At 38.3% G+C, this 17596-nt stretch carries 18 protein-coding genes; 8 read left to right on the plus strand and 10 right to left on the minus strand.

From position 1 onward, the window contains the following. Positions 1–74 precede the first annotated feature (74 nt). Positions 75–1193, plus strand: a complete 1119-nt coding sequence (locus H4J75_RS01730) for a DUF3083 family protein (RefSeq protein WP_182221170.1) — start codon at positions 75–77, stop codon at positions 1191–1193. Between the two features lie 2 nt (positions 1194–1195). Here the strand turns inward: H4J75_RS01730 and H4J75_RS01735 are convergent, their stop codons facing one another. Beyond that, positions 1196–1768, minus strand: coding sequence for a response regulator transcription factor (locus H4J75_RS01735; RefSeq protein ID WP_182221171.1), 573 nt, complete (start codon positions 1766–1768; stop codon positions 1196–1198). Further along, positions 1765–3027, minus strand: coding sequence for a HAMP domain-containing sensor histidine kinase (locus H4J75_RS01740; RefSeq protein WP_182221172.1), 1263 nt, complete (start codon positions 3025–3027; stop codon positions 1765–1767). Before H4J75_RS01740 ends, H4J75_RS01735 begins: the two co-directional genes overlap by 4 nt. A 163-nt stretch (positions 3028–3190) precedes the next feature. Between H4J75_RS01740 and msrA the strand changes: the two genes are divergently transcribed. Then, on the plus strand, positions 3191–3736 hold the full coding sequence (gene msrA / locus H4J75_RS01745; RefSeq protein WP_182221173.1) for a peptide-methionine (S)-S-oxide reductase MsrA: 546 nt from the start codon (positions 3191–3193) through the stop codon (positions 3734–3736). Positions 3737–3835: 99 nt separating this feature from the next. Here the strand turns inward: msrA and H4J75_RS01750 are convergent, their stop codons facing one another. From H4J75_RS01750 to folB, 5 genes are all read right to left on the minus strand, one after another. Continuing rightward, the gene (locus tag H4J75_RS01750) at positions 3836–4684 is read right to left on the minus strand and encodes a tetratricopeptide repeat protein (RefSeq protein ID WP_310733497.1); all 849 of its coding nucleotides are present in this window, start codon (positions 4682–4684) and stop codon (positions 3836–3838) included. 145 nt (positions 4685–4829) lie between these two features. Then, on the minus strand, positions 4830–5984 hold the full coding sequence (locus H4J75_RS01755; RefSeq protein ID WP_070374843.1) for an acyl-CoA dehydrogenase family protein: 1155 nt from the start codon (positions 5982–5984) through the stop codon (positions 4830–4832). Between the two features lie 140 nt (positions 5985–6124). Then, positions 6125–6940, minus strand: a complete 816-nt coding sequence (locus H4J75_RS01760; RefSeq protein WP_182221174.1) for an undecaprenyl-diphosphate phosphatase — start codon at positions 6938–6940, stop codon at positions 6125–6127. Positions 6941–6988: 48 nt separating this feature from the next. Next, positions 6989–7486 (minus strand): 2-amino-4-hydroxy-6-hydroxymethyldihydropteridine diphosphokinase, encoded by a 498-nt coding sequence (folK, locus tag H4J75_RS01765; RefSeq protein WP_070374845.1) that lies wholly within the window; start codon positions 7484–7486, stop codon positions 6989–6991. Further along, a complete protein-coding gene (folB, locus tag H4J75_RS01770; protein WP_070374846.1) occupies positions 7486–7860 on the minus strand; it encodes a dihydroneopterin aldolase in 375 nt (124 codons plus the stop codon). Before folB ends, folK begins: the two co-directional genes overlap by 1 nt. A 220-nt stretch (positions 7861–8080) precedes the next feature. Between folB and plsY the strand changes: the two genes are divergently transcribed. Beyond that, the gene (plsY, locus tag H4J75_RS01775) at positions 8081–8683 is read left to right on the plus strand and encodes a glycerol-3-phosphate 1-O-acyltransferase PlsY (protein WP_310733746.1); all 603 of its coding nucleotides are present in this window, start codon (positions 8081–8083) and stop codon (positions 8681–8683) included. 29 nt (positions 8684–8712) lie between these two features. Here plsY and tsaD read toward each other — a convergent pair whose 3' ends face one another. Then, on the minus strand, positions 8713–9771 hold the full coding sequence (gene tsaD, locus H4J75_RS01780; RefSeq protein ID WP_070374848.1) for a tRNA (adenosine(37)-N6)-threonylcarbamoyltransferase complex transferase subunit TsaD: 1059 nt from the start codon (positions 9769–9771) through the stop codon (positions 8713–8715). A 362-nt stretch (positions 9772–10133) separates the two neighbouring features. On the opposite strand from tsaD, the gene rpsU reads away from it, so the two are divergent. The 5 genes from rpsU (at position 10134) to H4J75_RS01805 (ending at position 15494) form a co-directional block, all read left to right on the plus strand. Beyond that, complete coding sequence (gene rpsU, locus H4J75_RS01785; protein ID WP_011045067.1) at positions 10134–10349, plus strand: 30S ribosomal protein S21; 216 nt, start codon at positions 10134–10136, stop codon at positions 10347–10349. Positions 10350–10387: 38 nt separating this feature from the next. After that, positions 10388–10834: a GatB/YqeY domain-containing protein gene (locus H4J75_RS01790; RefSeq protein WP_182218037.1), complete on the plus strand. Its 447-nt coding sequence runs from the start codon at positions 10388–10390 to the stop codon at positions 10832–10834. A gap of 199 nt (positions 10835–11033) precedes the next feature. Then, positions 11034–12791 (plus strand): DNA primase, encoded by a 1758-nt coding sequence (dnaG, locus tag H4J75_RS01795; RefSeq protein WP_182221176.1) that lies wholly within the window; start codon positions 11034–11036, stop codon positions 12789–12791. 114 nt (positions 12792–12905) lie between these two features. After that, positions 12906–14747: an RNA polymerase sigma factor RpoD gene (rpoD, locus tag H4J75_RS01800; protein ID WP_146798012.1), complete on the plus strand. Its 1842-nt coding sequence runs from the start codon at positions 12906–12908 to the stop codon at positions 14745–14747. Positions 14748–14864: 117 nt separating this feature from the next. Further along, entirely contained in the window at positions 14865–15494 is a 630-nt protein-coding gene (locus H4J75_RS01805) for a hypothetical protein (RefSeq protein WP_182221177.1), read from the plus strand. A 3-nt stretch (positions 15495–15497) separates the two neighbouring features. On the opposite strand, the gene H4J75_RS01810 is transcribed toward H4J75_RS01805, so the two are convergent. Together H4J75_RS01810 and H4J75_RS01815 are read right to left on the minus strand one after the other, a co-directional pair. Then, entirely contained in the window at positions 15498–16667 is a 1170-nt protein-coding gene (locus H4J75_RS01810; RefSeq protein WP_182221178.1) for an MbnH family di-heme enzyme, read from the minus strand. Beyond that, on the minus strand, positions 16660–17496 hold the full coding sequence (locus H4J75_RS01815; protein ID WP_182221179.1) for an MbnP family copper-binding protein: 837 nt from the start codon (positions 17494–17496) through the stop codon (positions 16660–16662). Before H4J75_RS01815 ends, H4J75_RS01810 begins: the two co-directional genes overlap by 8 nt. Positions 17497–17596: the final 100 nt, after the last annotated feature.

Genomic DNA, 17596 nt, shown 5'->3' on the forward strand with positions numbered 1-17596 from the left:
ACATCATAAAAGTGTCACAAGGTCTATTTATAATCATCCTAAGTTTATCGACTAACTTCAAACAGGGAACGAACATGTCTATAATAAGAAAACGCAGTGCGGCGCACAAAGCTTATATTCCTTCAAATGCGCGAGATAACCAATATATTTTAGCTGAGTTTGCCATTACCGATGAATTAATAGAGTTAATTTCTCCAAATATTTCAACGCATAGCACTCAACCTTACTATGATTTTTATCAAAGTTTATCACAATTATTATTTACGCTAAGTAATGACTATGCGATACAAAGTAGCTTATTTATTGCTAACGATAAATTAGTTCGCGTTCGCTACAGTCAAGAAATGCACCAATGGCAAACCAGCCAGCAAATTTTATTTTATTACGATCCTCAAAATCATCAATTACAAAATTCTTTTTTTGATGCCAGTATTCGCGCAAAAAAGATCACCCTGCTGTTTTTAGCCTCTGGCGACGACATTCGTTTTAATGCGGCGGCATTTCATCAAAAAGTGACTCGGTTACTGCATAGTTTTATCGAGCAAACAAAATTACCTAACCAAGCGATACGTTTACGTGATCATCAACATCTTACGTATGATTTATTTGCTAAAAATAAAGGCTGCTTAGGCACACAAGCACATAAATTACGGCCGATTGATGAACGCTATAAATCACAAAACGTTGTTATAACACCGAACGCATCGGCAATAAGTTATGCGGTAATTAATCTAACGATTGATAATCGTTTATTGGGTTTAGTCGACATTGATGCCAATTCTAAAGATCCATACAATCCGCTTTATACTTATTTAACTGATACTTTTTCACTGGTGGCTAAGCGCTTTAATTTAAATAATGGGGCGTTAATCGCTAATGGTTTAGTCCCCATTGTCCGACATAGTTTGCATGAAATAATTTCTAAGATGGGTGAGTTACAAATGTTAGGTTATAACCCTAAACAGAGTCCCTGTGGCTTGGTGAGTAAATGGAAAGCCGATGAGTTAGTTGATAACGTACAACTTATCTTTGTGGCTACCGCAGAAGATTCCCTGCACAGCGGCTATGGCAAGTTTATTAACCAAATAGAACAGGCAATGCGTTTATTAGCGACCGAACTCGAAATCCCCATTAATAAAGATGAATTAACGTTAAGGTTTCACCAGCATATTGCTTATAATATTGAAAACTAAGGTTAATCAACTTCGCCATTAACCGTTGGTTTTTTCTGTAGCTTGCGTTGTAGGGTTCTGCGGTGCATTGAAAGCTGACGAGCCGTTGCTGAAACATTACCATTATTAAATTTTAAGACTTGTTGAATATACTCCCATTCAACCTGCTCGGTTGACAACGTTGGCTCATTTATAATGTTTGTTGCTGAATTTGCAGCCAATGTTGATTTTTTTAGCGACGAACTGTTAGCGTTTTTAGCTAAGGCCGATAATAAAGTCTGTGTATCGACCGGCTTGGTTAAGTAATCATCTGCGCCAAGCTTTATTGCGTCAACTGCAGTAGCGATACTGGCAAAACCGGTTAACAAAATAATACGACTCTTTGGCAATAGCTTCCTCATCGGATTAATCAAATTTAAGCCACTTTCATGATGGAGTTTCATATCGAGCAATATGAATTCAGGCAATTGACGATGACAGGTTAATAATGCATCGTTAATATTATCGGCCAACCAACAGCTGTAGCCATGTTTTTCCATACGCCTTTTAAGCGTATTAGCAAAGGTACTATCATCTTCAACAATTAATAATTTCATTCACTTTTTTCCTGCATATCATTAACCACTAACGGTAACTTCAACGTTACTAATGCGCCACCCGCAACGTGATTGGTTAAGGTAAGTGTCACACCTAATCGCTCTAAACTTGCATGACTCAAAAATACCGCCATACCTAATCCTTGCTTGCTGTTTACGGGTTTAACGCCTAACTCACTTAGTGTTAATTGGGTAAAACCACAACCAAAATCACGAATACTGAGTTGCCAATTTTTTTCATCAAACAAGCTAGATAACTCAATTTTATCACTACCGCTGGCTTTAGTGGCTCGAATCGCATTATTAACTAAATTTAAAATCGCTGGCAATAATGAAGCATCAGCCAATACTTTAGCGTTTTCACTGAGTATTGATTGGTGCGCCTCAGACAAAAAGTTCACCCTAACATCAGGATAATTTAAGTTAATATGATCACGCATTTCTTGCACAATATCAGCACAAAGTACCTCTTTTGACTTTTGCTCTTTAATCTCAAAAACCATTTTACGAAACTCAGCTAAACTTCTGCTACAACGTAATAACTGTCCTTGTAGGTCAACAATCGCTGGGTGCTCAGGTAGCTCTTCACTGAGTTCATCGACAAGCAGCTGTACAGTTGCTATAGGAGTAGCGAGCTGATGAGTTATTTGCGCAGAAGCGACCCCTAATGACATAATTTTTTCTTGCTTTAATTGCTCTTCCCGAAAAGCAGCTATTGCCTGTTCTTTTTGAGAAATTCTTCGTGCCATTTGGCCAACAACGGTTGCAACAACAATGCTAGAAAAGAGAAAATTGATCCACATACCAATAAAGTGGCTTTGCATATTGCCATGCATTACTGACATGGGTAATAACCACAATAAAACACTGTATGAAGCAATCGCTAATAGTGCGACACTTCCAAGTAATAACGGTGTTAACGTCACAGCAGCAATAGCAATAGGAATAAGTAATAACGAGACAAAAGCATTAGTTGCTCCGCCGCTAAAATACAAAATAAGTGAGAGAAATAAGATATCAGCGCAAATCTGCCCAAGTAAGGCGAGCTTATCGGCTTCTTTCCCAGATTTATAATATAAATAGCTGACTAACGTAAATAAAGCTTCAATTGAAATAACAATAATGAGCGGTAACCAAGGCAGCTGATAGTTTAAAACGCCATTAACAAAAAGTATTAATATCAGCTGAATAATAATTGCCGCACTGCGCAATAAAAGAACGGTGCGAACTTGGTTAAACTTTCTAAAAAATAAAGACATAATATTTTTATATTGGTTAATCGTATTTGTTGATGTTACGCTAATTTTTATAATTTTAACTGATCAAAAACAGTTTATTTTAAATTTCAGATAAAAACATATAGACATCTAAACGTCTATTGTTATACAGTTATTTTAATCAAATTTATTAAGGTTTATTTTAATGTCATCACATGAAGAAAAAATCACCCTGGCAGGCGGTTGCTTTTGGTGTATCGAAGGTGCATACAACCAATTAATCGGCATTAAATCTGCCGTATCAGGTTATATGGGCGGTAGCGCAGCGCTAGCAACTTATGAAGACGTTTGCTCGGGTCAAACCGGCCATGCAGAAGTCGTGCAGTTAACTTTTGATAGCGCAGCGATCACTTCTCGTGAAATATTAGAAGTGTTTTTCACGCTACACGATGCCAGCCAATTAAATCGTCAAGGTAACGATATAGGAACCCAGTATCGCTCAGGGATTTTTTATCACAACAAAGAACAACAACAAATTGCTGAAGATATTATTAAAGAAGTCGACGCCAGCAATATGTATAGCTCAGCGGTTGTGACCGAAGTAACTCAAGCGTCAGAGTTCTTTTCTGGTGAAGATGTTCATCAAGACTATTTCAATAATAATCCTGGTAATCCTTACTGTCAGGCGATTGTTTCGCCTAAGCTCGCAAAGTTTAGAAAAACGTTCGTGGGTAAATTAAAACCATCATAGACTTAAAGCCATATTGTCAGCTTGAGAGTAAAACCTCACCTTTCACAAAGTGCGTAACACTGAAATAATCAGTGTCACGCATCTACTGCCAGTACTGATTTAATACATTAAGGTATACAGTTTTCTGCGAAATTTATTGGCTAATGGATCCCCATCAGGTAAAGCCTTTAACACATCAAGATAAAGATCTTTGCTGGCAGCATCACTACTGTCTTTTTGCATTAAACGAAACAGTAACGTCAACGCTTCTTCATGTCGATTGACTTGGCTGTATTGCGCAACAAGTTGATGTTGTAAAGCAATGTTGTCAACGTCGTCCACTAACTGTGCTTCTAGTGCTTTAATTTCTGGTGAGTCGGCGGCTTGACTGGCAAGCTCAAGTTTAGCGATAAGCGCTTGATAGTGACTGTCTTGGTCAACCATTAAAATAGTGGTTAATAAAGATTCGGCTTCGCTTATTTTACCCGTTTGTAAATAAACATCTGCCATCATTAATTTAATGTCGGCACGTTCACTATTAAGTTGATAAGCACTATTAATGACCGTGAAGGCATCATTAATATTATTATCAGCTAATAACTTTTGCGCCTGAATGAGTAATAAGTCTTCTTCTTTAGGTAAATGATTCGCTAAAAATTCTTTTATATTGTCGTCATCTTGTGGCCCAGTTAAACCATCAAGTGGTTGACCATCTTTCACTAAAATCGCCGTAGGTAAACCTTGAATACCAAATTGTTGGGCAATTTGTTGCTGAGTTTGACAATCAACCGTGGCGTATAATATATACTGCTCAAAACCCTGCAAGCCGATGGCTAGCTTATCTTTTAGCTCCAAACTTTCAGGGACCTGTGCCGCCCAAAAGTCAACTAAGACTAACTTCGATTTTGATTCTTCTAAAATAATTTGTTGAAAATTTTCTAGGGTAATTTCAATGGCATTTGTAGTCACATTCACTTCCATTTAGTTTATTGATGAGCGTCTATAATCTATATTTTGGGGCAATTATAAAAAGCGCAAGTGCCTTAATACAAAAAGCTGAACGCCTATCAATAAAGGGACGTTCAGCTTTCGTATCATATAAGTCTAATAATAATTAGACTTCGTTTAATAACTCACGAGCAATAATGATTTTTTGGATCTCGCTGGTGCCTTCATAAATAGTGGTAATACGTACGTCGCGAGCCATGCGTTCAAGCGGATATTCTTTAATATAGCCGGCACCGCCCATTAGTTGCAAAGCGTCATAACAAGCAGTATTCGCTTTTTCTGCGGCAAATAACTTCGCCATAGAAGCGGCTTTACCAAAGGGTAACCCTTGTTCTTTAGTATAAGCAGCTTGCATTAACAATAAACGGGCTGCCTCTAAATCTGTGTAACGTTCGGCAAGTTTCCATTGTAAACCTTGGAAGTTTGATAATGCTTGGCCAAACTGCTTACGTTCAGTGATAAAAGCACGAGCGTAATCCATGGCGGCTAAACCAATGCCTAGCGCTAATGAACCAATACCAATTCGACCGCCCGCAAGTTCGCCAACCGCAACGCCAAAGCCTTTATTTTCTTTGCCCATCATGGCACTAGCAGGTATCCGGCAATTACTAAAGCTCACTTCATTAGTGGGTGATGCTTTTTGCCCCATTTTTTCTTCTGGCTTACTGACCGTAATACCTGGCGTATTTGCTTCCACTAAGAAACATGAAATACCCTTACCTTTTCGAGCGGTCGCGTCCGTTACCGCCCAAACAACAAAGATGTCAGCAAAGCTGGCACTGGTAATATAGAGTTTGCTGCCATTGAGTACGTAGGCATCACCGTCGAGTACCGCAGAGGTCTTCATGCCAGCAGGATCTGAACCGGCGTCATTCTCTGTTAAACAAAAAGCACCGGCTTTATATTCACCACTACATATTTTAGGTAAATATTTTTGCTTTTGCTCTTCATTACCAACCGCTTGAATAACTTCAGCAACCATATTTGTCACTGATGTTGTTACTGCGGTTGCTGCACATGCGCGTGCTATTTCTGTTATCGCTAAGCTAAAAGCAACCGTGCCTGCTTCAACGCCACCATATTCTGCTTTAATATTTAAGCCCATAAAACCCAGTTCAGTTAACTGCGCAAGGTTGTTGAGGAAAAGTGTTTGATCTTGGGTTTCATCAAGTTCGGCCGCTACAGGAGCTAATTCGCTTTCAGCGAATTTTTTTGCCATATCTTGAATCATCATCTGTTCTTCGGTTAATGATAAATTCATTCGTTACTCACTTTTATATATTAAATTTGTATTAATTTGTATTTAGATGCGTATTTAAAAATTAAATCGCATATTTAAATTTATTATTATTATTATTTTTTTCTAATTAACTAAACGATAGCAGCACAGGTTTAGATCAATCAACCCAGCACAAACCAAAGTAATGCGACACCCAGAACTAAGCGATAGATAACAAATGGCATCATACCGACTTTTTCCAATAGAATAAGAAAGTAGTGAATGCAGGCATAAGCACTAAAAAAAGCTAACACACTGCCAATACCAATAGCATTCCAATCAACAGGACCCGTTTCAGTAATTAATTTTAATGTTAAATAACTCCCCGCCATCGCAATGGCAGGAATTGACAATAAGAAAGAAAATCGAGCCGCATTTTCTCGACTTAAGCCAAGCATCAAACCGATAGTCATTGTTATACCTGAACGCGATGTCCCCGGAATTAATGCTACCGCCTGTGCTAAACCAATCAGCATAGCGCCTTTAAATCCTAGCTTTTCAAAATCAATATGCTCAGTCGCTTTTCTTTTACCCGCTTTAATGTCAGCAAAACCCAGTAAAAATCCAAAAATTAAGGTAGTAGCAGCAATAACCAACGCAGTACGTAAATGTGCTTCGATAAAGTCTTTGCCGAGCAAACCAAATATTCCTAATGGGATAGTCGCAAATAATATCCACCAGGCAAGCTTGCCATCAAAGCTAGTATTATCACCTTTTATACTACCCACCCAAGCAACAGCCATATTCGCGACATCTTTACGAAAATATAAAACAACTGCGAGTAATGTTCCAACATGCAAAGCAACATCGAGTGCTAAACCTTGATCTTTCCAGCCTAAAACAGCTGAGGGTAAGATTAAATGTGCTGAACTTGATACGGGTAAAAACTCCGTTAATCCTTGGAGAATAGCTAAAATAAATATCTCTGTAATGGTCATTGCTTATTATATTCCTTATGTATAATTCAATTTTTTAATGTCTAACTTTTATAATTGGCTTGACCAAGAAAAGTCTACTGTGGTTATTTGTTGTTGTGTTTTATCGTAAGCTTGCCAAAGTTGTTGGTACGATTTTTTTAAAATGGGGTGTTTAAGATCTGGCGCTACTTCAGCCAATGGCCATAAAACAAAGGCATTTTCTGTGATCTCGGCACGTGGAATTTGTGCTGGTGTGTCCAACACTAAATCGTCAAACAGTAATAAATCTAAATCTAAGGTGCGTGGGCTATATTTTTTAGCATCAATTTCTCGACCGTTGTTAAGCTCAATTTCGCGGAGTGCTTTAGCCACTTGTACTATATTAAGTTCGGTCGTCGCACCGATCACCATATTATAAAATTCAGCACCGTCGAATCCTACGGCTTTACTAGCAAATAAAGATGATAGCGTTAACTCACCAAGCAGCGCTTCAAGGGCAGTCAATCCTGTCTGTAAATAGTGCTGACGGTCAACATTACTGCCAAGCGAAATATATAAACGCGCCATTACCCATGATTACTGTTATTTGATTGGCTACCACGTTCAATTTCAACGCCAACTGTGATGGCATTATGCACCGCATTAGGCTTGGCTACTTTTAATTTAAGCCAAGGGATCTGATAAGTTTCGATTAAGAATTTAGCCAAACGCTCTGCTAATGTTTCAATTAAATCTACGGGATTTTTATTAGCAAATTCAGCTATTTTTACTGATATGTCGGCATAATCGAGTGTTTTAGCTAGCTCATCATTTTCGGCCGGTTTGGCGGTATCCCACCCCATAACTAAATCAATCACTAAGGTTTGTTTTATTTCTTTTTCCCAATCGAAAAAACCTATGGTGGTTTGAATACTCAAGCCTTCAATATAAACTTTATCCATTAACGTACACTCATCTTTAATAAAACAACTAAAAATATAGGTCGATTTTACCTGTGCAAAGTTATAAAAACTAGTGGTTGACGGATCAATTCATTTTTTTTATTAATAGACGATAGAAAAACTTATTTCCATTGACATTATGAAAGGCTAGAATATCTAAAATTGTTGAAAACTTGTTATAATTAACCATCATTTTAACAATGAATTGTGAGGTTTTTGTATTAGCGCTCTATTAGTAACACTGATAATAATGCTTGCTGCCTATTTGGTCGGTTCGATTTCTAGTGCTATTTTATTGTGTAAGCTATTAAAACTTCCAGATCCTCGCACTACCGGCTCAAACAATCCTGGCGCAACCAATGTTTTGCGTATCAGTAACAAATTCATCGCTGCACTGGTGCTGCTCTTTGATATCCTCAAAGGCACTATTCCGGTGTGGGGCGCTTATTTCCTTGATTTAGACCCCCTTAATTTAGGGTTAATAGCATTGGCTGCTTGTTTAGGCCATATGTACCCTATATTTTTTAACTTTAGAGGCGGAAAAGGCGTTGCAACCGCACTGGGTGTATTATTACCGATAGGTTTAGATCTTGGGGGTTTATTGATACTGACCTGGGTAAGTGTGATTTATTTTAGCCGATATTCAAGCTTAGCCGCTATTATTACGGTATCGCTTGCGCCTTTTTATATTTGGCTATTAAAACCTCTATATATGTACCCAGTGATGATGCTCTCGGTATTAATTATTTTTCGCCACAAGGACAACATTTGGCGATTGATAAAAGGAGATGAAGGTAAAATATCCTTTACTAAGGCCAAATGAAGTCATTAATGTGCCAACTTTACCGCTAGTTATACCGCTGGTAAAGTATCTAACGGCCAACGTGGTGTCGCTTTAAACGATAAATCTGCATCTGTTCCTGCTTTTAAACGTTGCAAGCCCGCATAAGCTATCATCGCGCCATTATCAGTACAAAACTCAGGACGTGGATAAAAAACTTCTCCACCGAGCTTTTTAGTAATTTCCGCTAATTTCTCTCGAAGCGATGTGTTGGCGCTAACGCCACCAGCAATCACTAAACGTTTTAACTCACACTGCTGCAAAGCACGGCGACATTTTATTGCTAAGGTATCAACAACCGCTTCTTGAAATGCATAAGCGACATCGGCATGAGTTTGTTCATCCATACCTTCATTGCCTTGTGCTTTTTGTAACGCTATTTCTTTGCGAATAACAGTACCTGCAGCGGTTTTTAAACCACTAAAGCTAAAATCTAAACCTGGACGATCTGTCATTGGACGCGGCAATTTATAACGCCCTTTTGTGCCTTTTTCAGCCATCTTCGATAAAGCAGGCCCGCCGGGGTAATCAAGCCCAAGTAACTTAGCTGTTTTATCAAACGCTTCACCCGCAGCATCGTCAACTGATTCACCGAGTAATTCATATCGACCAATGCCGTCAACACGCACTAGCATAGTATGTCCACCCGAAACGAGCAGGGCAACAAAAGGAAACTCTGGCACGTTTTCTTCTAACATAGGCGCGAGTAAATGCCCTTCCATATGATGAACAGGCACTGCCGGAAGTCCCCAGCCATAAGCTAAACTTCTGCCAATTGAACAGCCTACTAATAATGCCCCCACTAAACCAGGCCCTGCAGTATAAGCAACGCCGTCTAGATCAGCAGGGGTTAAGTTAGCTTCTTTTAACACTTCTTTAATTAAAGGTATTGTTTTACGGACATGATCTCGTGACGCTAATTCAGGAACGACTCCGCCGTAGTCAGCATGAACAGCTATTTGACTATATAAACGATGGGCTACAATACCTTTAGGTAAATCACCTTCTCCGTCATCATAAATAGCAATACCCGTTTCATCACAAGATGTTTCTATACCTAAAATTCGCATAATACCCTTAACCTAAAAGCCTAAATAATGTTTATTTCATTTTATTGAGCGATTTTAACGCCAAATACGTTAGCTATTATACCCATTTGATCAAGGTTGTGATCTACTTTTTTATCAGAAAAATAGATAATGGCCAGCGACAACGTTTAATAAATTATTATTCGTTTCCCCCCGTGAACATCAGCGGATATATAATAAAATTAGTATTAAATCAGTTAATTTTAATTTTAGAAAATATTACACTTTACTTTAACTAGTGCTTAGCTTTAGAATACGTCACCCAATTTTGATAGAGTGGGTGTTTGCGAAGCAATAATGCTTAAGCGATACACCAATCATATAGATACATACTAAGGTTATACATGCCAGTAATTAAAGTTAGAGAAAACGAACCATTTGACGTTGCATTACGTCGTTTTAAACGTTCATGTGAAAAAGCAGGGATCCTTTCAGAAGTTCGCCGTCGCGAATCTTACGAAAAGCCTACTTGGGAACGTAAACGTAAGAAAGCTGCCGCTGTTAAGCGTGCTGCTAAAAAAGTTTCTCGTGAAAACGCTCGCCGCGTTCGCATGTACTAAGATACCTTAGTAGTATTTAAGACTATCGAGTAAAATAAATGAGTTTAATAGACCAACTCAGAGATGAAATGAAAGTTGCGATGCGTGCTAAAGACAAATGTCGTCTTGGTGTTATTCGTATGGCCATTTCATCAATTAAGCAAGCCGAAATCGATCATAACCTTGAACCAACTGATGAGAACATCATTGTGATTTTAACCAAAATGGTTAAACAACGCAGAGAGTCGATCAAAATGTTTACTGACGGTGGTCGTGATGAGTTAGCTGCTAAAGAAGCTGAAGAAGTAACCGCCTTAGGATTTTTTCTTCCGCAGCCACTTTCAAGTGAAGAAATTAGTCAGTTAATTACCAAAACTATTGCTGATACCGGTGCTGCTTCAATGGCTGACATGGGTAAAGTAATGGCGGTATTAAAACCATTAATGCAAGGCAAAGCAGACTTAGGTGCAGTAAGTGGCCAAGTTCGTAATACCTTAAATGCATAACGGATTTTACTAAAGCTTACTGTTTTCGTTTTATTAAAATGTACATTTTAAAGCCGTGAAATTTATTTTCACGGCTTTATTGTTTTATATAATACCTATTTATCGTTTCACTTGGGTGAGAAGTTAAAAAACACCTATCCAGTACAGGTCAATTAGGTTTAAAATAACCTTCGCACAAACAACCAAAGAAAATGTAGACATGACTGGTATGATCCCTCGACAATTTATTGATGATTTATTAGCGCGCGCTGATATTGTTGAATTAATTGACTCTCGAGTGCCGCTAAAAAAAGCCGGCAAAAATTATCAAGCTTGTTGCCCATTCCATACCGAAAAGTCTCCCTCGTTCAGTGTTAGCCAAGATAAGCAATTCTATCATTGCTTTGGTTGTGGAGAACACGGCAATGCTATTTCCTTTTTGATGGAATTTGACCGTTTAGAGTTCCCTGATGCGATTGAAGAACTTGCCTCACATTATAATATGGAGGTGCCACGTGAACAGAATAACCAGAGCCCTGCGCAACTAAAGCAGCAACAACAAGTTCATAAACAAAAACAAGATGATTACGAACTGATGGAAAAAATCAGTCGTTTTTATCAACAACAATTAAAAGTTGCTACCGATAAAGATTCCGCCATTGATTATTTAAAAGGTCGCGGCTTAAGCGGTGAAGTGGTGAAGCGCTTTGGTATTGGTTATATCAGTGACGCTTGGGATGGGATGATGAACCATTTTGCCAAAAATCCTGAAACCACTCAGCAACTTGTAGATTTAGGTATGGCAATCCCTGGCGATAAGAATCGTCCTTATGATCGTTTTAGAGGTCGTATTCAATTCCCCATTCGTGACAAGCGAGGTCGCGTTATTGGTTTTGGTGGTCGTGTATTGGGTGATGGTACGCCAAAGTATTTAAACTCTCCAGAAACACGTATTTATCATAAAGGCCATGAACTTTACGGATTATTTGAAGCAAAACAAGCCAATAAACAATTGTCTCGATTGGTCGTGGTTGAAGGCTACATGGATGTTGTGGCATTAGCACAACATGGTGTCGACTATGCTGTAGCGTCGCTCGGTACATCAACCACCCCAGAACAATGCCAAACTTTATTTAGAACCGTTAAAGAAGTTATCTGTTGTTATGACGGTGACCGAGCAGGCCGAGATGCTGCATGGCGAGCCATGGAGAATGCCCTGCCTTTAATCAACGATGGTACGAGTTTAAAATTTGTATTTTTGCCTGACGGTGAAGACCCTGATTCGTTGATCAGAGAAAAAGGTCAACAAGCTTTCGAAGAAATTCTAGATAACGCCACACCCTTGTCAGTTTTTCTTTTTGATCACCTTTCTCTGCAAGTCAATATGAGTACTTTGGAAGGAAAATCAAAAATGATTGAGCTCTTCCAGCCTTACTTAAATAAGCTGCCTGATAGTACCTTGAAAGATTCAATTTTGACTGAATTAGCCAATAAATTCGCCCGTGGCAACGAAAAACGTTTAGACGAATTACGTAAAAAGAACAATCAAAACAACAAGGCGAGTACGGTAAAGAAGCAAAGTAAGATCACACCATTACGCCTTGCTATTGCATTATTACTTGAGCACCCCCATATCATTAGTGCATTACCGGATATTACTATTTTACAACAACTCGATATGCCAGGTATTCCTTTGCTAAATCGACTGTTAGTTTTATGTAAACAAAATTCAAAAATTAACAGTGCTCAGCTTATTGAACATTTTCGAGGGACCACTGAAGGTAGCCAATTAACAAAGTTAATGTGCTTACAACATCATGTTGAACCTGAAAATGCTGAATCGATGTTTATTGATGTAATAGAAAGTTTTTTAAACAAATTTATTGAACAACGTACGGAGCAATTGCTTGCCAAAGAACATGCAACTGGCTTAAGTAAAAGTGAGAAACAAGAATTACATAGTTTGTTAAGTGCGTAGCAAACAAAAATAAGTTGAACAAACTTTAACGCTGGCAATATACTAAGCAATTAGCTATAATTTCCGGCTTACTGTTTTCATTTTGATAGCCATAATTTAGGTGGACACTCGTCAATGAATCAAGCCCCACAATCTAGACTTAAAGAGCTCATTACCAAAGGTAAAGAGCAAGGTTACTTAACTTTTGCTCAAGTTAACGATCACCTGCCACAAGATATAATCGATTCAGACCAAGTTGAAGACATCGTTAGAATGATCAACGACATGGGTATTCAGGTATTCGAAACTGCTCCAGATCAAGATACCTTGATGATGACAGAAGGTAATACTGATGAAGATGCTGCTGAAGCAGCTGCCCAAGCACTTGCTACGGTTGAAAGCGAAATTGGTAGAACAACTGATCCTGTCCGCATGTACATGCGTGAAATGGGTACCGTTGAGCTATTAACGCGTAAAGGCGAAATTGTTATCGCTAAGCGTATTGAAGAAGGCATTAAGGAAGTTCAGCGTAGTGTTGCTGAATATCCGCCGGCAATCAATTTTTTACTCGATATGTGGGACAACTTTGAAGCTGAAGAAGTACGTTTAACCGATATTATCGTTGGCTTTTTAGACCCTGATGCTGAAGAAGAAGAAATTCCAGCAGCAGCGACGCATATTGGTTCAGAGCTTTCAAAAGAAGAGCTCAACGACGAAGATAAGTCTGATGGCGACGAAGAAGATGAGGAAGAAGAAGATACCGGTCCTTGTCCTGAACTTGCTAAAGAAAAGTTCACTCTACTTCGCAATGCCTACGAAAAAGCAAATAAAGTTATTAATGCTAAAGGTCGCGGTCATAAAGACGCACAAGCAGCGATTGATGATTTAGCTGAAGTATTTAAAGAATTCCGTTTAATCCCTAAACTTTTTGATAAGCTTGTTAAAAACATGCGTAGCGTAATGGATAGATTACGTATTCAAGAACGTTTAATCATGAAGCACTGTGTTGTTGGTGCTGGCATGCCTAAAACAACGTTTATCAAAATCTTTCCAGGTAATGAAACCTCTAAAGATTGGTTTAACGAGCAAAAAGCTGCAGGTCATGCTTATTCAGCAAAAATGTCTGATATTGAGTTAGACGTTGAACGTTGTATTTATAAATTAAACCAATTAGAAAAAGAAACGTTCTTAAATGTACACGGTATTAAAGATATTAACCGTCGTATGTCTATCGGTGAAGCTAAGGCTCGTCGTGCGAAAAAAGAAATGGTTGAAGCTAACCTACGTTTAGTTATCTCGATTGCTAAAAAATATACCAACCGTGGTTTACAATTCTTAGATTTAATTCAAGAAGGTAACATTGGTTTGATGAAAGCGGTTGATAAATTTGAATACCGTCGTGGTTACAAATTTTCAACGTATGCAACGTGGTGGATCCGTCAAGCGATCACCCGTTCAATTGCTGACCAAGCCAGAACGATTCGTATCCCAGTACATATGATAGAAACGATTAATAAATTAAATCGTATTTCTCGTCAGATGTTACAAGAAATGGGACGTGAGCCAACACCTGAAGAATTAGCTGAACGCATGATCATGCCGGAAGATAAGATTCGTAAAGTATTGAAAATTGCTAAAGAACCTATTTCAATGGAAACCCCTATCGGTGATGACGAAGATTCACACTTGGGCGATTTTATTGAAGATGGTAATGGCGAACTACCTGTTGACTCGGCTACCGCTGAAAACTTGAAAGATGCGACACACGAAGTATTAGCTGGCTTAACCGCTCGTGAAGCTAAAGTGTTAAGAATGCGTTTTGGTATCGATATGAATACCGATCATACGTTAGAAGAAGTAGGTAAGCAGTTTGATGTTACCCGTGAACGTATTCGTCAAATCGAAGCAAAAGCGTTACGTAAATTACGTCACCCTTCTCGCTCTGAGCAACTTAAAAGTTTCTTAGACGGCGAATAAAGCTTTCATTTTTAAATAGATGACTTAAAATCCAGTAATTAATTACTGGATTTTTTTTGTCTTTAATTAACTCGACTCAATAATCAGCCAATCAAATTTTTCATAAAAGGACTTTCAATGCGCTCTCTCATTCTACTATTTTCTTTATTTTTAACACTACCTACTTTAGCGGCTAAATCTGGACCTATCGAAGTAACTCCCTTTGCAGGTTACCGTTTGGGAGGAGATTTTACTATTGCAGGTGACTTTTATGATATGAGTGAGTCCCAATCGTTAGAAATTGATATAGATGAAGGCTCAAGTTTTGGGGTGATTGTTGCTTGGCCTTATGACAATAAACGCCAAGGTGAATTACTGATAAGTCACTATGAAAGTGAATTAATTCCTGCCAGTTTATTAAGCCCTTATACTAGTGACTTATCGGTAACTTACCTACATATCGGTGGTAATGTGCCACTTTCAAATAGCTTAGTTCCCTTTTGGTTTTCTGGTGGCTTTGGTGTTACGCATTTTTCACCCGAGGCAAAAGAACTTGATGATGAAACTAAACTCTCAGTAAACCTAGGGTTTTACAGTAAATTACAACTCAATGACCGTATAGCGATTCGTTTAGGTGCAAGAGTATATGCGACACTTATTGACTCTCAAGACGCACTTTTCTGTGATAACAATACCTGTAAAATCGCAATATCGAGCGATATGTGGGTGCAAAGTGAATTAACAGCAGGTTTAACCTTCACGTTTTAAGACTTACTTATCAACAATAATATGCTTAGGATCAGATAGAAATGTTTGGTCCGTTAAGGTTTTCAAAAAAGCAATTAAGTCTTCTTTTTCTTCTTCTGTTAAGACAAACCCTTTAATGAACTGGCTTTTCAGTGGATTACTTCGACCATCACCTTGATATTCACCCGTAGTAACATTTCGTCCACCCGCGGCATAAAAATCAATAACTTCCGCTAAGCTTCCAATACTGCCGTCATGCATGTAGGGCGCACTAACTTCAATATTACGTAATGTTGGCGCTCTAAATCGGCCATTATCTCTCACTAACGTTGAAATTTCAGACAAACCAGTATCATGTTTAGGGTAACCTGATTTATCACGACCACTTTGATGGCTAACATTATACAAACCCGTATTATGGAAGGGTCTGCGATCAATAAGCTGTTTTTCATGACTGGTAGACTGAGTGAAATTAAATCCGCCGTGACAATGATGGCATTCAAGCTGCTCTGAGAAAAATAAATTCATACCGCGCAAAGCCGAGGCAGAAATAGCATTGTCATCAGCCAAATATGCATAGCTATCAAAAGGCGAATTTAAAGAAACTAAACTGCGAACATAGCTCGCTAATGCTTTCACAATTAAATCGAAACTAACGGTTTGATTTGGAAATGCTTCTGTGAATAACATTTGATAAGTTTCTGAGCTAAAGCGTGCCAAAACTTCTTCTTCATGACCGGTTATGCCTAGCTCAACCGGCGATTCACCAAACATAGGTAATAGTATTTGCTGTTCAATAGAGGTTAAACCGTCGTGTGCCCACGTTAACGTTTTGTTATACGCTATATTAACTAAAGCAGAGGCATTACGTCGATGTGGTTGTGCGGTGCTGCCAAATGAATGGGGAATATTTTCACCAAAAGCAAACTCTTGATGATGACAACTTGCACACGCTTGTTGTTGATTAGCTGACAAATTTTTATCAAAAAAGAGTTGTTTACCTAAATTAACTTTTGCTTGGGTCATTGGGTTATCTTGTGGTACTTGTGGTTTAGGAAAACCTTCGATAATTGGCCACTGATAATCACTTTCTAATTTATTATCATCACTACATGACTGCAAAGCCAAGCAAATGCCAAAAGTGAATAAGCACTGAAGTATTAATTTAAGTCGATGTAGAAGCCAATTACCCATTATTTTTTGTCTTAAATAACAACGATTCATTACTAGTATTCGCTCCCAAACCTAAGTTTTTAAATAACATTTTACAACTCTCTTCATCGATTGCCGATTGACAACTATTTTTGCGTGCTAATCCAACATCTCGTACTAACAACGCTAAATCAAATTCAATGGTAGAATTTTCCAAGGTAAAAGGTAAAGCAACAGACACGCGATTAGGATACAAACATTCATTTTTTGGTGCTCGTACTGGGCTTAATGCTTTACAACCTGTAGAGCCTAGGTGAAATAGCCAGTCATCATTTTGAGAGACTAACTCGGCCCGCATAAATTTATGCCCCCCTTGCCATCCCCAAAACATTGAAGCGTCATTTAATGGGCTAGGCTGGGTTAATGGATTCAGGTGATTAAGTGCAAATGGTACACCTAAAGTAAAACGAATATCAGTAACAACAGCCGCTTCATCTAATGGCATTAATTCGAGTTGCCAATAACCTTTGCCATTTTTTCTATCACATATCTCTCCCAGTAAAGCGACATTGTCTGCTTGATTTGCATTTGTTGTCATCAGCCAAGGCTGCCAACCCTTACTACTGGTATTCACTTCAACGCCATGTATAAAAAACTGTAACTGCTGATATTGCCACTTTTGTGATTCGCTACTTTTTAATTCATGAACATCAGAGAAACTGCTTGCACAGTTAATGTCAGTATTTTTATAAACAGCTTGAAAAGAAATTTTTGTGGGCTGTGACTTTTGAAAACATCCTGAAAGTAAGGTAATACTTAACCCAAAAATAGTTGTGACAGATAAAATCTTTTTTAATATATAACGGTTCATTTGAATAAGGCTTAATCGTTGAATGCAAAGTAATATTTACATGAAGTTAAGGTAATGTTAACGAGTTGGTTTTAAATTGTACGTTAACTTGCTATGGTAA

Source organism: Colwellia sp. BRX10-1, assembly GCF_014077545.1.
GTDB lineage: Bacteria > Pseudomonadota > Gammaproteobacteria > Enterobacterales > Alteromonadaceae > Colwellia_A.

Bases quoted from the DNA above. Each gene is read 5' to 3' on its own strand.
- H4J75_RS01730 (WP_182221170.1), top strand. From the start codon at position 75: ATGTCTATAATAAGAAAACGCAGTGCGGCGCACAAAGCTTATATTCCT.
- H4J75_RS01735 (WP_182221171.1), bottom strand. From the start codon at position 1,768: ATGAAATTATTAATTGTTGAAGATGATAGTACCTTTGCTAATACGCTT.
- H4J75_RS01740 (WP_182221172.1), bottom strand. From the start codon at position 3,027: ATGTCTTTATTTTTTAGAAAGTTTAACCAAGTTCGCACCGTTCTTTTA.
- msrA (WP_182221173.1), top strand. From the start codon at position 3,191: ATGTCATCACATGAAGAAAAAATCACCCTGGCAGGCGGTTGCTTTTGG.
- H4J75_RS01755 (WP_070374843.1), bottom strand. From the start codon at position 5,984: ATGAATTTATCATTAACCGAAGAACAGATGATGATTCAAGATATGGCA.
- H4J75_RS01760 (WP_182221174.1), bottom strand. From the start codon at position 6,940: ATGACCATTACAGAGATATTTATTTTAGCTATTCTCCAAGGATTAACG.
- folK (WP_070374845.1), bottom strand. From the start codon at position 7,486: ATGGCGCGTTTATATATTTCGCTTGGCAGTAATGTTGACCGTCAGCAC.
- folB (WP_070374846.1), bottom strand. From the start codon at position 7,860: ATGGATAAAGTTTATATTGAAGGCTTGAGTATTCAAACCACCATAGGT.
- tsaD (WP_070374848.1), bottom strand. From the start codon at position 9,771: ATGCGAATTTTAGGTATAGAAACATCTTGTGATGAAACGGGTATTGCT.
- rpsU (WP_011045067.1), top strand. From the start codon at position 10,134: ATGCCAGTAATTAAAGTTAGAGAAAACGAACCATTTGACGTTGCATTA.
- H4J75_RS01790 (WP_182218037.1), top strand. From the start codon at position 10,388: ATGAGTTTAATAGACCAACTCAGAGATGAAATGAAAGTTGCGATGCGT.
- dnaG (WP_182221176.1), top strand. From the start codon at position 11,034: ATGACTGGTATGATCCCTCGACAATTTATTGATGATTTATTAGCGCGC.
- rpoD (WP_146798012.1), top strand. From the start codon at position 12,906: ATGAATCAAGCCCCACAATCTAGACTTAAAGAGCTCATTACCAAAGGT.
- H4J75_RS01805 (WP_182221177.1), top strand. From the start codon at position 14,865: ATGCGCTCTCTCATTCTACTATTTTCTTTATTTTTAACACTACCTACT.
- H4J75_RS01810 (WP_182221178.1), bottom strand. From the start codon at position 16,667: ATGGGTAATTGGCTTCTACATCGACTTAAATTAATACTTCAGTGCTTA.
- H4J75_RS01815 (WP_182221179.1), bottom strand. From the start codon at position 17,496: ATGAACCGTTATATATTAAAAAAGATTTTATCTGTCACAACTATTTTT.